Source organism: Streptomyces sp. SID8374, assembly GCF_009865135.1.
Lineage (GTDB): Bacteria > Actinomycetota > Actinomycetes > Streptomycetales > Streptomycetaceae > Streptomyces.
Window position 1 is genome coordinate 3258527 of sequence record NZ_WWGH01000001.1, and the last position, 15856, is coordinate 3274382.

Here is a 15856-nt window from a genome sequence, read left to right on the forward strand (position 1 = left end):
TCCGCCCGTCACCGCAGGTCCGCGCGTTGATTGACGGCCGCCGTCAAATGGGGCGACGCCTCGCCCGCGTACCCGCACCATGGGACACGTGAGCGTGAACATAGACATCGCCGGCCTGCCCTCCGACCGCATCGTTTTCGCGGTCTCCCCGCTCACCGAGCTGGGGGACGCACTGCACGCGCTCTCCGAGCCCGGCCACCACCCCGGCGTGCACGGCTGGGCCACCGCGACCTCGGCCGCGCTGGAGCCCGATCTCGCCGACCGGCTGCTGGAGGCGGAGTTCCTCTGGCGCCACACCTTCTCCGACATCTTCCTGCCGTACGCCGGGGTGCGCGGCGGCGACGGCAGGCCCGGGGCGAGCCTCGCCGAGGACCTGGACATCCTGGACCGGATCGACGACGAACGGTTCGTCACCTCGGCGCTGGAGTTCACCTGCGCCGGGCTGGTGGAGCCGGGCAACCCCTCCCCCCTGACGAACGCCGCGATGCGGGCCCGAGCCCTGGACATGGCGGCGGCGCGCGGGCCACGGCAGGTGAAGTTCACCGAGCGGCTGCTGGCCGACCCCGTCCGCGTACGCGGCTGGATCCGGCGGCTCTTCGAGGACTGCGACCAGGCGTTCTTCGCGGACACCTGGCGCCGGGTCTCCGTCCAGCTGGTCGCCGACGCCCGGCACAAGACGGAGGTGCTGCGGCGCAAGGGCGTCCAGGAGGCGATGGGCGCGGTCTCCGCCGCCCTGACCCTGGACGAGGAGGCGGGCAGGCTCTCCGTCGACAAGCTGGCCGAGGCCCGGACCACCGCCGTCGACCCGGACGTCGGCACCGGCCTGACCCTGCTGCCCAGCAGCTTCGGCTGGCCGCATCTGATGGTGCTGTACGCCCCGGGGTGGCGGCCGGTGATCCAGTACCCGGTCCGTCTGCCCGACCTGCCGGCCCCCGCCTCCGTGGAGCTGGTCCAGCTCCGGATGGAGGCCCTGGCCCACCCGATGCGGATGCGCCTGTGCCGCAACCTGGCCCGCGCGGCGTACACCACCGGCGAACTGGCCGACTCCCACCGGATCACCGCACCCGAGGTCTCCCGGCATCTGTCGGTGCTCAAGAAGGCGGGCCTGATCACGACCCGCCGCCGCGGCCGCTACGTACTGCACCAGCTGGACCTGACGGTCGTCGCCCGCATCGGCAGCGACTTCCTGGAGGGTGTGCTGCGGTAGCCGACGGCTCGGGCGTCAGTCGAAGCGGATGTGGCGCAGGCCCGTCCAGGTCCGCCGCAGCCGGTGGCGCAGCCGGCCGTCGGTGTTCGGCCTGAGCGTCAGGCCCGCCGCTTCCGCGACCAGGTCCGCCACCTGAGCCACGGTCACCTCGTCCGTACGCACATGGCGGGCGAACTCCGGCCGGGCCAGCCGCTCCAGGCAGTCGTCCAGACGCCGCACGGCAAAGCTCTCCCGCTTCAGTCCACGCCCCAGGCCCCGCTCCCGCAGCCGCCGCAGGACGGTGGCCCGGTCGGCGAGCAGGGCGCTGTGGTGGACGGTGTGGCCGTCCTCGCGCAGGCCTCCGACGATCTCGGCGAAATAGCCGGGATCGACCAGCGTCATCGGCACGATCACCGGGCCGGGGTGGCCCGCCAGGGCCAGCCCGAGCACTTCGCGGACCCCGGCACGCCAGGAGGCCAGGTCCTGGAAGTCACCGCGCAGGTGGGGCGGCAGGGTCCGGTGCAGGCCGAAGCCGATGTGCTCCGGGTCGCAGATCACGCTGCCCGGCAGCCGTCGCCGGATCTCGTACGCGGTCTGCGTCTTGCCGCCCCCGAACGGACCGTTGATCCACAGCAGCGTCCCCACGCCGACCCCCTCAGCCCGCTCCCCCGCCAGCCCGCACCAGCCCCGTCTCGTAGGCGAGGACGACGACCTGGACGCGGTCGCGCAGGCTCAGCTTGGTCAGGATGCGGCCGACGTGGGTCTTGACCGTGGCCTCGGAGAGGACGAGGCGGGTGGCGATCTCGCCGTTCGAGAGGCCCTGGGCGACCAGGAGCATCACTTCGCGCTCGCGTTCGGTGAGCTTCTGGATGTGCTTGTTCTTCGGCTCCTTCTCGCTGCTGGGCAGCATCGGCGAGAAGCGGTCGAGGAGGCGGCGGGTGGTGGACGGGGCGACGACCGCGTCGCCGCTGTGCACCGAGCGGATCGCGGAGAGCAGCTCGGCCGGGGGCACGTCCTTGAGCATGAAGCCGCTGGCGCCCGCCTTGAGCCCGGAGAAGGCGTACTCGTCCAGGTCGAACGTCGTCAGGATCAGCACCTTCGGCGGGTCCGGCTGGGCGCAGATGCGGCGGGTCGCCTCCACGCCGTCCAGGCGGGGCATGCGGACGTCCATCAGGACCACGTCGACCGCCGTGGCCCGCAGGATCTCGATCGCCTCGGCGCCGTCTCCGGCCTCGGCCACCACCTCCATGTCGGGCTGGGCGGCCAGGACCATCCGGAAGCCCGTACGCAGCAGCACCTGGTCGTCGACGAGCATCACGCGGATGGCCATGGGGTCTGTCCTGTCTGTCCTGTATGGGTGGTAAGGGAGTGCTTCAGGGGGCGTCAGTCGGCCGGTTTCAGCGGCAGCAGCGCGCTGATCCGGAAGCCGCCGCCGGGCCGGGGCCCGGCGTCCAGGGTGCCGCCGACCATGCCGACCCGCTCCCGCATCCCGATCATCCCGTGCCCGGCGCCGTCCGCGCCGCCGTCCTCGTACAGCTCGTGCGCCGCGCCCCGCCCGTCGTCCTCGACCAGCAGGCCGAGGCCGTCGTCGAAGTAGACCAGCCGGACGCTGGCCCCGGCGTCGGGGCCGCCGTGCTTGCGGGTGTTGGTGAGGGCTTCCTGCACGATGCGGTACGCGGTCAGCTCCACGCCGCTCGGCAGCGGGCGGGCGGTGCCCTCCACCTTGAAGTCCACCGCCAGACCGGTCCGGCGCACCTGGTCGACCAGGTCCTCGATCTGCTCCACGTCGGGCTGCGGGACGTACTCCCCGCTCTCCCGCGTGTCACCGGTCCGCAGCACCCCCAGCAGCCGCCGCATCTCGGCCAGCGCCTGCCGACCGGTGGAGGAGATCGTCTCCAGCGCCTGGCGGGCCTGGTCGGGCGCCGCGTCCATCACGTACGCCGCGCCGTCGGCCTGAACCACCATCACGGACACGTTGTGCGCGACGACATCGTGCAGCTCCCGGGCGATCCGGGCCCGCTCGGCGGCCACCGCCACCTTGGACTGGGCCTCGCGCTCCCGCTCCAGCCGGGCGGCGCGCTCCTCCAGCTGGCTGAAGTAGGCCCGCCGGGTCCGCAGCGAGTCGCCCATCACCCAGGCCAGCACGAACGGCACCGTCATGATCACCGTCACGAAGACCTGCTGGGGCCAGGAACCGCCCGGCTCGGACTCCCAGCGCACCTGCGACAGGGTGGCCGCCGTCAGGCTGCACACCAGGGCGAGCCGGGAGGCCCAGCGCTCCCCGATCGTGGCCACCGTGAAGGTGATCACCAGCATCGCGAAGTTCCCGATGCCCGGCCGGACGTCGAAGAGCAACTGGCAGACGCCCACCGCGATGGCGAGCAGCAGCATCTTCTCGGGGACGCGTCGGCGCAGCGCCACCACGGTGGAGAGGCCGAGCGCAACCGGAATCGAGAGGATCTCCTCCCGCCCGGCGTCGTACATGCCCGACGCCATCGACATGCCGGAGAGCCCGAGGAGGACGACCGCCCAGAAGACGTCGACGCCCGTCGGGTGTCTGCGGAGAAAATCGTAGAGGCGCTGCACGTAGCCAGCGTAAGGACAGTGGATAGGTGCCCGGGTCAACCGGAGGGTCGATCCAGATCCGGGGACCGTACTCCCCAAGGTGGAGACTGGCCCACATGACGGAGGAGTGGCGCGGGTGGCGAGAGGCGGCACAGGCCGCCCTCTACGGGGACGAGGGCTTCTACCGGAGCCCGGTCCGGAGCCCGGAGGGGCCGGCGGGCCACTTCCGTACGTCGGTCCACGCATCGCCCCTGTTCGCGCGGGCGGTCGCCGGGCTGCTGGCCCGGACCGCCGAGGAGCTGGGCGTCGGCACGGTCGCCCTGGTGGACGTGGGGGCCGGGCGCGGCGAGCTGCTGGCCGGGGTGCTCGCCGCCGTCCCGGAGGGGCTGGAGGTGATCCCGTACGGGGTGGAGGTCGCCGCCCGCCCGGCAGGTCTTGACCCCCGCGTCGTCTGGTGCGCCGAGCCGCCCCCCGGCGTCACCGGCCTGCTCTTCGCCAACGAGTGGCTGGACAACGTGCCGGTGGACGTGGCGGAGGTGGACGGGGACGGCGTCGCCCGGTACGTGGAGGTGCGGTCCTCGGACGGTGCCGAGCGGCTGGGCGCTCCGGTGGCCGGGGCCGATGCCGCGTGGCTGGAGCGGTGGTGGCCGCCGGCCTCGCCCGGTGAGCGGGCGGAGATCGGACGGCCCCGGGATGAGGCGTGGGCGCGGGCGGTGGGTTCGCTGGCGGCCGGGGTGGCGGTGGCGGTGGACTACGCGCATGTACGGGGCGGGCGGCCGCCCTTCGGGACGCTGACCGGGTTCCGGGGCGGGCGGGAGGTGCGGCCGGTGCCGGACGGGTCGTGCGACCTGACCGCGCATGTGGCGCTGGACGCGTGCGCGGCGGCGGTGGACCAGGGGACGGCGGAGCTCACCGACCAGCGGGCGGCGCTCGGGCGGCTGGGGGTCTCCGGGGAGCGGCCGCCGCTGAGTCTGGCCGCCTCCGATCCGGCCGCGTACGTACGGGCCCTGTCCTCGGCGGGCGAGGCGGCGGAGCTGACCGCGCGCGGCGGGCTCGGCGACTTCGGGTGGCTGCTGCACCGGGTGGGGGCGGCGGGGCGGTGCACGGGTGACCCTCGGGCAGTGCACGGGCGGCCGCCGGAGCGCGGGTAACCGCCCTGGCACGGCGGCGGTCAGGGAATACTGGCCCCCATGACGGAGACGACCATCGGCATCGGCGGCGCGGCGGAGAGCACCGACATGGTGCTGAACATCGGCCCGCAGCACCCCTCCACGCACGGGGTGCTCCGGCTCCGGATCGTCCTGGACGGCGAACGCGTCCAGCACGCCGAGCCGGTCATCGGCTATATGCACCGGGGCGCGGAGAAGCTCTTCGAGGCGCGCGACTACCGGCAGATCATCATGCTGGCCAACCGCCACGACTGGCTCTCCGCGTTCTCGAACGAGCTGGGCGTCGTGATGGCCGTGGAGCGCATGCTCGGCATGGAGGTGCCCGAGCGCGCGGTCTGGACGCGTACGCTGCTCGCCGAGCTGAACCGGGTCCTCAACCACCTGATGTTCCTCGGCTCCTACCCCCTCGAACTGGGCGGCATCACCCCGGTGTTCCACGCCTTCCGGGAGCGCGAGGAGCTCCAGGCGGTGATGGAGGAGGTCTCCGGCGGCCGGATGCACTACATGTTCAACCGGGTCGGCGGGCTCAAGGAGGACGTACCGGCGGGCTGGTCGGGCCGGGTCCGGGACGCCGTCGCCTCGGTCCGCTCCCGGATGGGCGTGTACGAGAACCTGGTCCTCGGCAACGAGATCTTCCGGGCCCGTACGCGCGGTGTCGGCGTGCTCTCCGCCGAAGCCGTGCACGCGTACGGGGTGTCGGGGCCGATCGCGCGCGCCTCCGGCGTCGACTTCGACCTGCGGCGCGACGAGCCGTACCTCGCGTACGGGGAGCTCCAGGACACCTTGAAGGTGGTCACCCGGACCGAGGGCGACTGCCTGGCCCGCTTCGAGTGCCTGCTGGAGCAGACCCTCAACTCCCTTGACCTGGCGGACGCGTGCCTGGACCGGATGGCCGGGCTGGAGCCGGGGCCGGTCAACCAGCGGCTGCCCAAGGTGCTGAAGGCGCCCGAGGGCCACACGTACGCCTGGACGGAGAACCCGCTCGGCCTCAACGGCTACTACCTGGTCTCCAAGGGCGAGAAGACCCCGTACCGGCTGAAGCTGCGCTCCGCCTCCTTCAACAACATCCAGGCGCTCACCGAGCTGCTGCCGGGGACGCTGGTCTCCGACATGGTGGCGATCCTGGGGTCGCTCTTCTTCGTGGTCGGGGACATCGACAAGTAGCGGCCCGCTTCTCCGAGCTCAGGAGGCGGCGCGCTCCTCCGGGCTCAGGAGACCGCGCCGCGCAGCTCCGCCACGTCGATCTGCTCGGTCTCGTCGTGCGCGGTGAGGTCGATGACCTTGCCCACGGCCCGGTTCTGCACGGCTCCCGTGCGGTGGGCGGCGAGCGCCTCCTCGCCGACGACGTCCGCGAGGTCCTCGTTCTGCACGGACTCGATCGCGGCGTTCGCCTTCTGGGCGTTCTGGGTGCCGAAGAAGTCGAAGCTGCCCTGGGGGGCGAGATGGCGGCGGGCCGCGGCGTACGGCACGACGGCCGAGGCGGCGGGGACCGTACGCGGCACGTGCACAGGCACGTTGGAGGCCTGGGGCCGGGCGCCGAGGGCCAGGGGCTGGACCTGCGCGGCCGGGGCGACCGGGGCCGGAGCGGCGGGAGCCGGGGCCGACGTGGCCGGAGCCTGAGCGGCGGGGGCCTGGGGCTCCGGAGCCGGAGCGGCGGAGGCCGGGGGGAGCGCGGCCGGGGCTGGCGGGGTGGTCGACGGGCGGCGGTGCTGGGCGTGCTGGTGGTGCTCACCCGCCCCGGTGGCCACCGCGTCCTTCCCCTGCGGGCCTTCCCCCTCCGCACCTTGCTCCGCGCTCCGCTCGGCGGCCTCGGCGCGGCGGGCCTTCTGGAGTGCGGCGTTACGGGTGAGGTTGAGCAGGGCCTCGTCCGCGCGGCGGTAGGCGTCCGGGGTGGGCGTCGACCGTCCGGTGGGCAGCTCGGCGGGCGTGGCGGCGGCCTCGATGGCGAGCTGCCTGCGGCCCTCCAGCGCACTGGCCCGCTCGGTCTCGGCGTTGGCGTACCGGCGCAGCAGGCCCGCGTGCTCGCCGCGCAGTCCGGCGAGCTCCACCCGCTTGCGGCGGAGCTTGGTCTCCAGACGGGTGCGCAGCTCGCGCGACTCCTCCAGATCCTGCTCCAGCTCGGCTATCCGCTCCTCGGCCCGCCACTCGTCCCGGGTGCGGGCCCGCTCCAGCTCGGCGACCCGCAGCCCCGCCGCCCGGTCCCAGCTGCGCATCAGATACGCGCCGGTCAGGGCGGCGGCGGCCACGGCGGCCACCAGGCCGCGCAGGGCGAGGGGTTCGGCGAGGAACCAGGCGCCGGAAGCACCGACGACCGACACTCCCGCCACCACGGAGGGCGGCAGGATTCTGTGAAGGGGTGGCGAATGGCGGTGGCGTCCACGTGGCATGGCCTGAAATTTACCGTGTGTACGCGCCACTTGGGGGGCCGCCCGGCAATCTTTCCCGGCCGGTTACCTGACGGCCCCCCGAGGCCCCCTACTTCTTGATCGAGAACTCTCCCTGACCGGCCCTTGCTTCTTGATCGGGCCTTACTTCTCGATCAGGCCCTTCGACTCCAGATACTCCTTCGCCACATCGGTCGGCTTCGCGCGCTCGGCGTCGACCTTGCGGTTCAGCTCGGCGAGATCTTCCGTGGTCAGCGTGTCGGTGAGCTTTCCGAGCGCCTCGGCGATCTCCGGTGCGCCCGCGTCCTTGGCATTGAGGACCGGCAGGACGTTGTCGGCGTTCTGGAGCTTCTTGTCGTCCTCCAGGAAGACCAGCCCGTCCAGCACCGCGTCCGTGGTGGTCGTCAGGACCAGCTCGACCTTGCCGTCGCGGACGGCCTGCTTGGACTGCGGGGTGCCGACGCCCTTGGGGTCGATACCCGTGACGTCGATGCCGTACGTCTTCTTCAGACCGGGTGCGCAGAAGGGCCGCACCTCGCACTCGTCGCCCGCCGCGATCTTCACCTTGAGCTTCGACTTTCCGAGATCGGAAAGGGTCGTGAGCTTGTTCTTCTCGGCGAATTCCTTGGAGACCGCGAAGGCGTTCTGGTCGACGGCCTTCCCGGCCGGGAGCACCTTGAGCCCGAGCGGGGTGGCGAGCTTCTCCAGGGCGGCGACCGTGGCGGCGGCGTCCCCGGAGGCGAGGGGGTTGGCCTGGGCCTTCTCCGCCCCGTTCACCTTGGCGTTGAGGAATTCGGTGATCGTGGCCGCGTATTCGGGTACGACGTCGATCTCGCCCTTCTCCAGCGAGGGCTCGTACAGCTCACGGTTCTTCACCGTGGTGATCGAGGTGTCGTACCCGGCGTCGCCCAGGATCTGTGCGTACAGCTCGGCGAGCACCTTCGACTCGGTGAACGAGGCCGAGCCGACGACGAGCGAGCCCTTCTTGCTGTCGCCCGAGGAGCCCGAGCCGCCGCCCTTCTCCTTCTCCAGGCTGTCGCCGCCGCAGGCCGCCAGCGACCCTGTCAGCGCCACGATGCCGATGACCGCTCCGGCTATCCGCGAGGTCCTGCTCATGTCTGTTCTCCGTCCGAACCGAAAAAGGGTGACCAAAGGTGACCAAAAAGGAAGTTGATGAGCCGCCGGGCCCCGTCACGCGGTCCGGCGGCGGCGCAGCGGTGACAGCATCCGGTCCAGCGCCACCAGCACCCCCTCCACCAGCAGGGCCAGGCCGGCGACGAGGATCGCGCCCGCGAAGACCTGTGCGGTGTCGTAGGTGTTGAACCCGGCGGTGATGATCCGGCCGAGGCCGCCGAGACCGACCATGGCGGCGATCGAGGCGGTGGCCACGACCTGGACGGCGGCGGAGCGCAGCCCGGTCATGATCATCGGGTAGGCGAGCGGCAGCTCCACCCGGACGAAGAGCTGCCCGCCGGACATCCCCATGCCCCGGGCGGCCTCCACCACGGACCGGTCCACCTCCCGCATGCCCACATAGGCGTTGGTCAGCAGCGGGGGTACGGCGAACAGCACCAGCGCGATGATCGTGGGCCAGTACCCCGAGTTGCGCAGGGGCGTGACCATGAAGAGGGCCAGCACCGCGAAGACCGGGACGGCCCGCCCCACGTTGGAGACGTTGACCGCGAGCGCGCCGCCCTTGCCCAGGTGCCCCAGGTAGAGGGCGAGCGGCAGGGCGATGGCGCAGGCCACCGCGAGGGCGACCCCGCTGACGTACAGATGCTCGCCGAGCCGGTGCGCGGCTCCGCCGTCGCCCGACCAGTTGGCCCCGGTGGTCAGCCAGGTCCAGGCATCGCCGATGACTCCCACGGGTCAGCCCGCCTCCACCTTCGCCGGGGCGGGTATGCCCGCCGGACCGCCGGAGCCGCCGGAACCTTCCGTGGCACCGCCCGGGCCGCCGGAACCGTCACCGCCGCCCGCACCCGTACGCGTATCCCCCGCCTTGGCGGATATACGCGTCCAGGGCGTCAGCAGCCGCTGGAGGCCGAGGAGCAGCAGGTCGGCCGTGACCGCGAGCAGCACGCACAGGACGGAGGCGGCGAGCACCTGGGCCTTGAAGAAGCTCGGCAGCGCGTCCTCGATGAGATTGCCGAGGCCGCCCTTGCCGACGAGCGAGCCGACCGTGGTCAGCGCGACCGTCGACACGGTGGCTATGCGCAGCCCCGCCATCAGCGCGGGCAGCGCCAGTGGGAGCTCCACCTCCCACAGCAGCCGCCACGGCCCGTATCCCATGCCCCGGGCGGCCTCCTTGGCCTCCTCGGGGACGGCTTCGAGGCCGGCCAGGATGTTCCGTACGAGGATGGTGAGCGAATAGAGCACCAGGCCCGTGACGACGAGCGCGGCGGAGAGCCCGAACAGGGGCAGCAGCAGCGAGAACATCGCCAGCGAGGGCACGGTGTAGAGGACCGTGGTCAGCCCGAGCACCGGTCCGGCGAAGCCGCGGCCCCGGCGGGCGAGCAGCGCCAGCGGAAAGGCGACCGCGAGCCCGATGAGCACCGAGACGACCGTGATCCCGATGTGCTGCACGGTGGCGTCGATCAGCTCCTGGCTCCGGGAGCGCAGATACTCGCCGCAGATCCAGTCGTTCGTCGCCAGGCAGTTCGCCTCGGCCATCGCGCCCCCACCTCCCGTTTCCCCTGTCGCGCCCGTGTCGAACTGATGCCTGGCGAGCCTATCCTCGACCACTGACAATCACGGATGCTGTCGCATTCCGGCAACATGCCCTTCACAGAACGCCCTCCACAATGGGGAACCATGATCCGTTTCGAGCACGTCACCAAGCGGTACGCGGACGGCACCACCGCCGTCGACGACCTTTCGTTCGAGGTCGCCGAGGGTGAACTGGTCACGCTCGTCGGACCTTCCGGATGCGGCAAGACGACCACCATGAAGATGGTGAACCGGCTGATCGAACCGACCGAGGGCACGATATTCCTCGACGGGGACGACATATCCGCCATCGACCCCGTCGAACTCCGCCGCCGCATCGGCTATGTGATCCAGCAGGTGGGCCTCTTCCCGCACAAGACGGTGCTGGAGAACACCGCGACCGTCCCCCATCTCCTGGGCTGGAAGCGCGGAAAGGGACGCGAACGCGCCGCCGAACTCCTCGACCTCGTCGGACTCGACCCTTCCGTCTACGGCGACCGCTATCCGGAACAGCTCTCCGGCGGACAGCGCCAGCGCGTCGGGGTGGCCCGCGCCCTGGCCGCCGACCCGCCCGTCCTGCTGATGGACGAGCCTTTCGGCGCGGTCGACCCGGTGGTCCGCGAACGGCTCCAGAACGAATTCCTGAAACTCCAGGCCCAGGTCCGTAAAACCGTCCTCTTCGTCACCCACGACATCGAGGAGGCCGTCCGCCTCGGCGACCGGATCGCGGTGTACGGGCAGGGCCGCATCGACCAGTTCGACTCCCCCGCCACCGTCCTCGGCGCCCCCGCCACCCCGTACGTGGCCGACTTCGTCGGCGCCGACCGCGGGCTCAAGCGGCTCTCGGTGACCCCGATCGAGGAGAGCGACCTCGACCAGCCCCCGGTCGTCCACCTCGACGACTCCCTCGCCGAGGCCACCGCACGCCTCCGGTCCGAGGGCGCCCGGTGGGCCGTGGTCCTGGACGGCCGGGACAACCTGCACGGCTGGATCCCCGCCGAGGCGGCCACCGCCGCGAAGGGCACCGTCCGCGAGCACGCCCGCCGGATGGAGGCCTGGCTCCCGCTCGGCGCCCCGCTCAAGCAGGCGTTCTCCACGATGCTCCAGCACGACGCCGGCTGGATCGCGGTCATCGACAAGGAGAGCGAGGGCCGCTTCCTCGGCGTGCTGACCCCTGCCCGGCTGCACGAGGCGCTGCGCCGGTCGATCGACGCCGACGCCCAGGCCGTACCGCGCGCGGAGGTGGCGGTGGAGACCGTCGCCACCGCATAGCCGGGGGTGTCACTGCGCGCTGAGCCGCATGCTCAGCCACTCCAGGGCCGACGGGATCTCCCGCCGCCAGGTCGTGAAGTTGTGCCCGCCGCTGTCCAGCACGATCGACGACGCCTCGGCGGGCGCCTTCACCTTGTCGATGAACTTCATCGTGCTCTTCAGGTTCCCCTCGCCCTGCCGTGACGTCGTCACCAGGAACGAACCGCCGGGCGGCGGCCGGTTCTCCAGCGTCCACATCAGGTCGGCCCGGTCCCGCAGTGCCTGGTCTCCCTGGAACAGGTCGCCGGTCGTCGGGTCCTCGGCGGCCTTGTAGTACGCGGAGAGCCCGGCGCTCGCCGCGTACCGGTCGGAGTGGTGCAGCCCGATCTTCAACGCGCAGTAGCCGCCCGTGGAGTTGCCGATGATCCCCCAGTTGCGGGCCTCCTTCCCGACCCGGTACGACTGCGTGATCGCCTCCGGGAGGTCCTTCGCGAAGAACGTCTCCGTCTGCGGCCCCTTGGGGATGTCCACGCACTCGGTGTCCCGGGGCGGGGCCACCGTCGGCCGCAGCATCACCAGGATCATCGGCTGCGCCTTGCCCGCCTTCACCCGCTCGTGCGCCGTCCGGGGATAACGCAGCCCCTTGAGAAGGTTCTCCGCGGTCCCCGGATAACCGGTCAGCACCACCACCGCCGGGAACGACCGCTTCGCGTAGGCGCTCTGGAAATACTCCGGGGGCAGATAGACGTACGCCGGTGACTCGATGCCCGAGAGCCGCCCGGAGACCACCACCTTGTCGATCCGCCCGCCCGCCGCCGGCACCCCGCCGCCCGGCACGTCCGGCCGCTGGGTGCCGATCCGCGTCATGTGCCGCGAGCCCGGCTCCCCGCTCGCGTGGTCGGTGACCACGCCCAGCTCCTGCTTCTGGCCGAAGAGGTCGGCCCAGGAACCGTAGAAGAGGAACGCGTTGTTGGCGGCCAGGCCGACCGCGGCGAACAGCGTCAGCTGGGTCGTCAGCAGCAGTCCGACCCGGCCCGTCACAGCGGCGGCGCTCCGTCGGGCCAGGCGTGGCCAGAGCCAGACCGTGGCCGCGAACAGCGCCACGGCGGCGCCCGCCACGCCCGCGAGAACTACCTTGCTGGTGAGACCCATGAGTGAGCTTTCTCCGCGTATTCTCTGTGTTTTCTCCGCGCTTCCCGGCGGAAATTTCCGGAATGTGAATGAACCCTGGACACGCAACCCCCGTCCTAGAGGGAGCACATCGTCCGGAACGGCCACGGCCGACGGACTCACCAACCTGAAAACTCATCTGGAGCCACGGAAGCGATGTCTGTCACGGTAGATGGGGATAAATCGGTGTCGGTTCCGCAACGTGTGCGACGGGCTCTGCGCGGCCCGCGCCCCGAATCCGTACCGGCCGTCGTCGGCACCGCCTGCACCGTCGTCGGGCTGATCGACGTCACGGCAGGAGTCTTCCCCCGCTTCCGGCACAGTCGGATGCACACCCTCGCCGAGGTGCTCCCCGGGGCGCTCGGGCCGTTCGCCGCCGCGCTCTCGCTGAGCGCGGGTGTGCTGCTGCTCCTGCTCGCGCACGGGCTGAAGCGGCACAAGCGGCGGGCCTGGCGGGCGGCTGTGGTGCTGCTGCCTGCCGGGGCCGTGGCGCAGTTCGCGTACCGCCACTCCGTCATCGGCGTCCTGGTCTCCCTGACGCTCTGCTATCTGCTGGTGCGCCACCGGGACCAGTTCCGGGCCCTGCCCGACCCGCGCAGCCGCTGGCGGGCGCTGGCCAACTTCATCCTGCTCGGGGCGAGTTCGCTGGCGCTCGGGCTGGTCATCGTCTCCGTCCACCCCGGCCGCGTCGTCGGCGACCCGTCCATCGCGGACCGACTCCAGCACGTGCTGTACGGCCTGTTCGGCGTGGAGGGCCCCGTCGACTACGCGGGGCGGACCAGCTGGACCGTGGCGTACTCGCTCGGCGCGCTCGGCCTGCTGACCGCCGTCACCACCGTCTACCTCGCCTTCCGCCCCGAACACCCGGCCGCCCGCCTCACCGAGGACGACGAGAGCCGGCTGCGGGCGCTGCTGGCGACCCACGGCGGCCGCGACTCGCTCGGCCACTTCGCGCTCCGCCGCGACAAGGCCGTCGTCTTCTCCCCCAGCGGCAAGGCCGCCGTCTGCTACCGGGTCGTCTCCGGGGTGATGCTGGCCGGCGGTGACCCCATCGGCGACGTGGAGGCCTGGCCGGGCGCCATCGAACGGTTCATGGACGAGGCGAAGGCCCACTCCTGGACCCCGGCCGTGATGGGGTGCAGCGAGCGCGGCGGCGAGGTCTGGACCCGCGAGACCGGGCTCACCGCCCTGGAGCTGGGCGACGAGGCGGTGGTGGACGTCGCGGATTTCTCCCTCGCCGGGCGGGCCATGCGGAACGTACGCCAGATGGTGGGGCGCATCGAACGCAACGGCTACGAAACCCGGGTCCGGCGAGCACGTGACATCGGCGCCACCGAGCTGGAGCGGATCCGCCGGGCCGCCGCCGACTGGCGCGGCACCGACACCGAGCGCGGCTTCTCCATGGCGCTCGGCCGGATCGGCGACCCCGCCGACGGCGACTGCGTGATCGCCACCGCCCATCTGCCCGGCTCCGAGGACGGACCGCACGGCGACCTGAAGGCCGTACTCCACTTCGTCCCGTGGGGGCGCGACGGAATGTCCCTGGAGCTGATGCGCCGCGACCGCTCGGCCGACCCCGGCATGAACGAGCTGCTGATCGTCGCCTCGCTCCAGGCCGCCGGGAAGCTCGGCGTCAAGCGGGTCTCGCTGAACTTCGCGATGTTCCGCTCGGCGCTGGCACGGGGCGAGCGGCTGGGCGCCGGGCCGGTGCTGCGCTGCTGGCGCGGGCTGCTGATCTTCCTCTCGCGCTGGTTCCAGATCGAGTCGCTGTACAAGTTCAACGCCAAGTTCAAGCCGCGCTGGGAGCCCCGCTTCGTGGTCTTCCGCACCAGCCGCGACCTGCCCCGCATCGGGATCGCGGCGATGCAGGCCGAGGGGTTCGTGAACTTCTCGCTGCCCCGCCCCTTCCGCTCCCGCGGCCCCCGCCCGTGCGGCCACACCCTGCGCAGCGCCCAGGAGCACGAGGTGAGCGCGGCGTAGGCGCCCCGCCCGTACCCCATAGGCTGGAGGTATGAGTACGTCACGCGCGCGGGGCACGGTCCGAGGGCTGCCGGAGTGGGACCGCTGTGCGGTCATGGGGGTCGTCAACGTGACGCCCGACTCCTTCTCCGACGGGGGCCGCTGGTTCGACACCACGGCCGCGGTCAAGCACGGCCTCGACCTGGTCTCCGAGGGCGCCGACCTGGTCGACGTCGGCGGTGAGTCGACCCGCCCGGGCGCCAGCCGGGTGGACGAGTCGGAGGAGCTGCGGCGGGTGATCCCCGTCGTGAAGGGGCTGGCCTCCGAGGGCGTCACCGTCTCCGTGGACACCATGCGCGCCCGCGTCGCCGAGAAGGCCGTCGCCGCCGGGGCCGTCCTGGTCAACGACGTGAGCGGGGGCCTCGCGGACCCGGACATGATCCCGGCCGTCGCCGCCGCCGAGGTGCCGTTCGTCGTGATGCACTGGCGCGGCTTCAGCGAGTCCATGAACAGCCTTGCGGTGTACGAGGACGTGGTCGCCGAAGTCCTCGCGGAGCTGCGGCAGCGGATGGACGCGGTGGTCGCGGGCGGACTCGACCCGGACCGTGTGGTGATCGACCCCGGCCTCGGCTTCGCGAAGCTGGCCCCCCATGACCTGGCCCTCGTCGCGCACCTGGAGGAGCTGCACGCGCTGGGCCGCCCGCTGCTGGTGGCCGCCTCCCGCAAACGCTTCCTCGGCCATGTGCTGGCCGGCCCCGGCGCCTCCCTGCCGCCCGCCCGCGAACGTGACGCGGCGACCGCGGCCGTCTCCGCCCTCGCCGCCCGGGCCGGGGCCTGGGCGGTCCGCGTCCACGAGGTGCGGGCCACCGCCGACGCGGTACGGGTCGCGCGCGCCGTCGAGGGAGCCGCGTGAACGAGGACCACGCGGCGGCCGCCGCCGACATCGCGGAGGTCGAGGCGGCCAACACCGCCTTCTACGAGGCGCTGGAACGCGGCGACCACGAAGCCCTCTCCGACCGGTGGCTGCCGGGCGAGGACCTCACCGTCTCCTGCGTCCACCCGGGGTGGCCGGTGCTCACGGGCCGGGGCGACGTGCTGCGCAGTTACGCCCTGATCATGGCGAACACCGAGTACATCCAGTTCTTCCTCACCGACGTCAACGTCGCGATGACCGGCGACACCGCCCTGGTCACCTGCACCGAGAACATCCTCAGCGGCGGCCCGGCCGAGGAGGGCAACGCGCTGGGGCCGCTGGTGGGCCAGCTGGTCGTCGCCACGAACGTGTTCCGGCGCACCCCCGAGGGGTGGAAGCTCTGGTCCCACCACGGCTCGCCCGTCCTGGCGGAGAGCGACGAGGACGACGACGAGGAACCGTCCTCCTGAGGGCGGGGTCTGAGGACGGGGTCTGAGGGCGGGGCCTGAAGGACGCGGACCTGAGGACGCGGGCCTGAGGACGGGGACCACCC

General features: G+C 72.1%; 15 protein-coding genes. 7 read left to right on the top strand and 8 right to left on the bottom strand.

The features are described from left to right. Window positions 1–94: 94 nt before the first annotated feature. Window positions 95–1207: a DUF5937 family protein gene (locus GTY67_RS14515; protein WP_093690401.1), complete on the top strand. Its 1113-nt coding sequence runs from the start codon at window positions 95–97 to the stop codon at window positions 1205–1207. A 15-nt stretch (window positions 1208–1222) separates the two neighbouring features. Here the strand turns inward: GTY67_RS14515 and GTY67_RS14520 are convergent, their stop codons facing one another. Genes GTY67_RS14520 through GTY67_RS14530 form a run of 3 tightly spaced genes read right to left on the bottom strand, consistent with a single transcriptional unit; the run spans window position 1223 to window position 3772 of the window. After that, complete coding sequence (locus GTY67_RS14520; RefSeq protein WP_343238676.1) at window positions 1223–1831, bottom strand: AAA family ATPase; 609 nt, start codon at window positions 1829–1831, stop codon at window positions 1223–1225. A 10-nt stretch (window positions 1832–1841) separates the two neighbouring features. Beyond that, complete coding sequence (locus GTY67_RS14525; protein ID WP_161278977.1) at window positions 1842–2516, bottom strand: response regulator transcription factor; 675 nt, start codon at window positions 2514–2516, stop codon at window positions 1842–1844. A 53-nt stretch (window positions 2517–2569) separates the two neighbouring features. Beyond that, window positions 2570–3772 carry a sensor histidine kinase gene (locus GTY67_RS14530; protein WP_093690397.1) on the bottom strand — a complete coding sequence of 401 codons (1203 nt, stop codon included), beginning with the start codon at window positions 3770–3772 and terminating at the stop codon, window positions 2570–2572. 95 nt (window positions 3773–3867) lie between these two features. On the opposite strand from GTY67_RS14530, the gene GTY67_RS14535 reads away from it, so the two are divergent. After that, complete coding sequence (locus tag GTY67_RS14535; RefSeq protein WP_161278978.1) at window positions 3868–4902, top strand: SAM-dependent methyltransferase; 1035 nt, start codon at window positions 3868–3870, stop codon at window positions 4900–4902. Window positions 4903–4941: 39 nt separating this feature from the next. Further along, the gene (locus GTY67_RS14540) at window positions 4942–6084 is read left to right on the top strand and encodes an NADH-quinone oxidoreductase subunit D (RefSeq protein ID WP_161278979.1); all 1143 of its coding nucleotides are present in this window, start codon (window positions 4942–4944) and stop codon (window positions 6082–6084) included. Window positions 6085–6128: 44 nt separating this feature from the next. Here GTY67_RS14540 and GTY67_RS14545 read toward each other — a convergent pair whose 3' ends face one another. The 4 genes from GTY67_RS14545 to GTY67_RS14560 form a co-directional block, all read right to left on the bottom strand. Next, a complete protein-coding gene (locus tag GTY67_RS14545; protein ID WP_202461439.1) occupies window positions 6129–7307 on the bottom strand; it encodes a hypothetical protein in 1179 nt (392 codons plus the stop codon). Window positions 7308–7448: 141 nt separating this feature from the next. Beyond that, on the bottom strand, window positions 7449–8420 hold the full coding sequence (locus GTY67_RS14550; RefSeq protein WP_093690389.1) for an ABC transporter substrate-binding protein: 972 nt from the start codon (window positions 8418–8420) through the stop codon (window positions 7449–7451). Window positions 8421–8495: 75 nt separating this feature from the next. Beyond that, window positions 8496–9170 carry an ABC transporter permease gene (locus GTY67_RS14555; RefSeq protein WP_161278981.1) on the bottom strand — a complete coding sequence of 225 codons (675 nt, stop codon included), beginning with the start codon at window positions 9168–9170 and terminating at the stop codon, window positions 8496–8498. A 3-nt stretch (window positions 9171–9173) separates the two neighbouring features. Then, window positions 9174–9974: an ABC transporter permease gene (locus tag GTY67_RS14560; RefSeq protein WP_161278982.1), complete on the bottom strand. Its 801-nt coding sequence runs from the start codon at window positions 9972–9974 to the stop codon at window positions 9174–9176. 141 nt (window positions 9975–10115) lie between these two features. Here GTY67_RS14560 and GTY67_RS14565 point away from each other — a divergent pair, with 141 nt between their 5' ends. Further along, on the top strand, window positions 10116–11282 hold the full coding sequence (locus GTY67_RS14565; protein WP_161278983.1) for a betaine/proline/choline family ABC transporter ATP-binding protein: 1167 nt from the start codon (window positions 10116–10118) through the stop codon (window positions 11280–11282). Window positions 11283–11291: 9 nt separating this feature from the next. On the opposite strand, the gene GTY67_RS14570 is transcribed toward GTY67_RS14565, so the two are convergent. After that, on the bottom strand, window positions 11292–12413 hold the full coding sequence (locus GTY67_RS14570; protein ID WP_161278984.1) for an alpha/beta hydrolase-fold protein: 1122 nt from the start codon (window positions 12411–12413) through the stop codon (window positions 11292–11294). A gap of 174 nt (window positions 12414–12587) precedes the next feature. On the opposite strand from GTY67_RS14570, the gene GTY67_RS14575 reads away from it, so the two are divergent. The 3 genes from GTY67_RS14575 to GTY67_RS14585 all read left to right on the top strand — a co-directional run bounded on the left by GTY67_RS14575 (window position 12588) and on the right by GTY67_RS14585 (window position 15773). Then, window positions 12588–14411, top strand: coding sequence for a phosphatidylglycerol lysyltransferase domain-containing protein (locus GTY67_RS14575; RefSeq protein ID WP_161278985.1), 1824 nt, complete (start codon window positions 12588–12590; stop codon window positions 14409–14411). Window positions 14412–14505: 94 nt separating this feature from the next. Further along, entirely contained in the window at window positions 14506–15303 is a 798-nt protein-coding gene (gene folP, locus GTY67_RS14580; RefSeq protein WP_176727474.1) for a dihydropteroate synthase, read from the top strand. Next, window positions 15300–15773: a nuclear transport factor 2 family protein gene (locus GTY67_RS14585; protein WP_093690375.1), complete on the top strand. Its 474-nt coding sequence runs from the start codon at window positions 15300–15302 to the stop codon at window positions 15771–15773. The genes folP and GTY67_RS14585 overlap by 4 nt, the downstream gene beginning before the upstream one ends. Window positions 15774–15856 lie beyond the last annotated feature (83 nt).

What these genes read in the sequence shown, in the direction of transcription:
- GTY67_RS14540 (WP_161278979.1), top strand. Translation starts at nt 4,942, where the DNA reads ATGACGGAGACGACCATCGGCATCGGCGGCGCGGCGGAGAGCACCGAC.
- GTY67_RS14575 (WP_161278985.1), top strand. Translation starts at nt 12,588, where the DNA reads ATGTCTGTCACGGTAGATGGGGATAAATCGGTGTCGGTTCCGCAACGT.
- GTY67_RS14565 (WP_161278983.1), top strand. Translation starts at nt 10,116, where the DNA reads ATGATCCGTTTCGAGCACGTCACCAAGCGGTACGCGGACGGCACCACC.
- GTY67_RS14550 (WP_093690389.1), bottom strand. Translation starts at nt 8,420, where the DNA reads ATGAGCAGGACCTCGCGGATAGCCGGAGCGGTCATCGGCATCGTGGCG.
- GTY67_RS14535 (WP_161278978.1), top strand. Translation starts at nt 3,868, where the DNA reads ATGACGGAGGAGTGGCGCGGGTGGCGAGAGGCGGCACAGGCCGCCCTC.
- folP (WP_176727474.1), top strand. Translation starts at nt 14,506, where the DNA reads ATGGGGGTCGTCAACGTGACGCCCGACTCCTTCTCCGACGGGGGCCGC.
- GTY67_RS14545 (WP_202461439.1), bottom strand. Translation starts at nt 7,307, where the DNA reads ATGCCACGTGGACGCCACCGCCATTCGCCACCCCTTCACAGAATCCTG.
- GTY67_RS14570 (WP_161278984.1), bottom strand. Translation starts at nt 12,413, where the DNA reads ATGGGTCTCACCAGCAAGGTAGTTCTCGCGGGCGTGGCGGGCGCCGCC.
- GTY67_RS14560 (WP_161278982.1), bottom strand. Translation starts at nt 9,974, where the DNA reads ATGGCCGAGGCGAACTGCCTGGCGACGAACGACTGGATCTGCGGCGAG.
- GTY67_RS14525 (WP_161278977.1), bottom strand. Translation starts at nt 2,516, where the DNA reads ATGGCCATCCGCGTGATGCTCGTCGACGACCAGGTGCTGCTGCGTACG.